Here is a 2,970-nt window from a genome sequence, read left to right as displayed (position 1 = left end):
GTTAGCATGGTTCGGCGGGTAGCCGAAAAAGCCTCGCAGAGCACACACTTTACGAATGTAAAGTATAGTGTGTTATACTTTACATGGAAGTGTTGCCGAAAAACTGACCCCGAAACGGAGCTGATTTTATGAGTTATGCGGTCGTCCGAATGCAGAAAATGAAGGCGCATGATTTGAAAGGAATTCAGTTTCATAATCAGCGTGAAAGAGAAAGCAGGACGAATTCGGATATTGATAAAGAGCGTTCCCATGAAAATTATGATTTGGTCCATGATGGGAAAATTGATTATAACCAGCATGTCAAAGAAATCATTGAATCGCAAAAAACAGGTACGAGAAAAACTCGGAAAGATGCGGTGCTTGTAAACGAGTTGCTCGTGACATCTGACAAAAATTTTTTTGACCGTCTGGATCCTACAGAACAAAAACGATTTTTTGAGGAAAGTTATAAATTATTTTCCGAACGCTATGGCGAGCAAAATATTGCTTATGCAACGGTACATATGGACGAAAAAACGCCCCATATGCATGTTGGCGTTGTGCCAATGCGTGATGGAAAACTGCAAGGGAAAAATGTGTTCAATCGTCAAGAATTGCTTTGGTTGCAAGATAAGTTTCCCGAGCATATGCAAAAGCTTGGCTTTGATTTGGAGCGTGGAGAAAAAGGTTCTACTCGTGAGCATTTGGAAACGAGGGAATTCAAAAAGCAGACGCTGGAAAAAGAAATTGATTTTCTAGAAAAAAATCTCCAGGAGAAGAAAAATGAATTGCTCGCCCTCAATGAAAAAGTTCCAGATGAAATTAAAGTTCGGGCCAAAAGGGAATTTCAGCAAATCGAGGTTAAGAGCGAGGAAAAGAATCTTTTTGGGATTCCCAAAAAAGAGTTGAAAAAGACACCGACTGGAAATGTGATTGTTCCCGAACAAGACTTTAAAAATTTGGTTCATGCTGCCAAAGAAAATAAACAGCTAAAAGGCAAGATGGAAAAAATATTGAACACCGATTTAGCAAAGGAAAATAAAGCTTTGGGTCAAAAGCTTAGAGTGATTTATAAAGAGTGGGAAACAGAAGCCAATTCAAATAAAAAATTAAGACAGGAAAATATGCAGTTGCTTCGAGAGAATAGCAAATTAAAAAGCCATATAAGCGATTTAAAGCGTGAAATTGGTTTGATATATAAAAGCACCAAAGAATTTTTAAAAGCCCGTACAAACGATTTAAAGACGTTTAAGAGCCTTTTTAATGATTTGGTAGGCAAAATTAAAGAAAAAGCCCCTGAGGGCGAATTTGAGCGTTTAAACAGGGTTGAAAAGCGTCGTGAAAGAGAAAATGGTCTTGAAAGATAAAAAGCACCTGAAAAAGGTGCTTTTTTTGGTTTTTTGAACTTGGATTTTTTGGGGTGAGAGAGGAAAAAGGGGGGGCTACTACGACCCCCCCTTTAAGTGCCGAGTGCCAAATTGAGAGAAAAAGCCATTCAAACCCTAGAGCCACAAGGGTTTGAAGCTTGCGACATTTGAGCGACATTTCGGCGACATTTTGAGCGACATTTTGCCTTTTACATATTTTTTGTGTATTTTATTGCAAAAATTACACCACTTTGTTATATTATTTTTAACATGCAAAAAGGAGAACGATATGACAAATAAAAAGAGATTTACAATCACTATGTCAGAAAGTGTTCACGCTTATTTAGAGGAGTTGTGCAAAGAGAAGGGTTTGAGTAAGTCTGCGATGATTACAGTAGTTTTGGAAGAATACAAGAAAGGGCAGAAATGAACACAAAAAAAGCGACCCCCTGGAAGAGTTCGCTTTTTGGAATTCCTTTGTTTCTGTTAGGGTGATTATAACATTATGGCTAAAGATAAGGCAAGATACTTTACGTTTCTGTTGTACCCTGAAAGCATACCCGAAGATTGGGAAACGAAATTGGAATCGCTCGGTGTTCCTATTGCGATTAGCCCACTTCATGATAAAGATTTAAGTAAAGTTGAGGGACAAAAATATAAAAAAGCCCATTATCATGTGATTTATGTGGCGAAAAATCCTGTTACTGCTGATAGTGTCCGTAAAAGAATACAACGAGCATTGGGTAATAAAAGTGTTTCCATGGTGCAAATTGTAGTTCAAAGCATGGAAAATATGTATTTATATTTAACGCACGAATCAAAAGACGCTATCGCTAAAAACAAGCATGTATATGACAAGAAAGATATTAAACTACTAAACAATTTTGATATTGATAGATACATAACGCTTGATGTTGAAGAAAAAGACGACATGCTGAATGATCTTTGTGATTTGATTGATGAACATGGACTGGCTAATATTCGTGAATTAAGAAGGTTTGTAAGGGTTCGTGGGGAAGAATATAACTTACCCAGCATGAAGATTATCAATTCTGTTTTACGTTCGCATACTGGATTGATTAGACTGTATTTTGATGCCGTTTATCAAGAACGGAAATATGGTCGGGGCGATATTGATAGAGAAACAGGAGAGTTAAAATAATCGACATAAAACGACAGAAAAGGATTGAGATACAAGAGATACAGAAGATTCTTCTGTATCTTTTTCTGTATCTTTTTTTATTTTGTTCTGGTGGGCGCTTGAAGGAGAAAGCGACACGTGGCGTCTGTCAATAGAATCGTGGAATACCGGAATGAGCGATAGCGAAATGAGGATATGCCGCGAAAGTCGATTGACAGACTCACCACACCCGAACCCTCTTGGCATTGAATCGAATCCCATTCGATTCCTGCCGACCGGCGAGGGAGTCCCCTCAAAATTGAGGGGGTTGGGGGAGTTTTTATTGGGGGGATCAAGGGGGAATCATTTCCCCTTGTGGGTTTGGGCAAAGCCCAAGGTTTTCCCATGCGTTAGCATGGTTCGGCGGGTAGCCGAAAAAGCCTCGCAGAGCACACACTTTACGAATGTAAAGTATAGTGTGTTATACTTTACATGGAAGTGTTG

Annotated in this window: 3 protein-coding genes; all 3 read left to right on the top strand. The window is 38.7% G+C overall.

What is annotated here, in order from left to right; all coding sequences use genetic code 11:
- Positions 1–128: 128 nt before the first annotated feature.
- The 3 genes from mobV to ACFVQ0_RS37140 all read left to right on the top strand — a co-directional run bounded on the left by mobV (position 129) and on the right by ACFVQ0_RS37140 (position 2,508).
- Positions 129–1,346, top strand: coding sequence for a MobV family relaxase (mobV, locus tag ACFVQ0_RS37150; protein ID WP_120377766.1), 1,218 nt, complete (start codon positions 129–131; stop codon positions 1,344–1,346).
- Between the two features lie 289 nt (positions 1,347–1,635).
- Entirely contained in the window at positions 1,636–1,776 is a 141-nt protein-coding gene (locus tag ACFVQ0_RS37145) for a CopG family transcriptional regulator (protein ID WP_043858540.1), read from the top strand.
- 75 nt (positions 1,777–1,851) lie between these two features.
- Complete coding sequence (locus ACFVQ0_RS37140; RefSeq protein ID WP_043858541.1) at positions 1,852–2,508, top strand: replication protein; 657 nt, start codon at positions 1,852–1,854, stop codon at positions 2,506–2,508.
- Positions 2,509–2,970 lie beyond the last annotated feature (462 nt).

This window comes from Streptomyces sp. NPDC057900 (genome assembly GCF_042887885.1).
Lineage (GTDB): Bacteria > Actinomycetota > Actinomycetes > Streptomycetales > Streptomycetaceae > Streptomyces.
The sequence above is the reverse complement of the archived record's forward strand: the minus strand, read 5'-3'. Positions and strand labels throughout refer to the sequence as shown.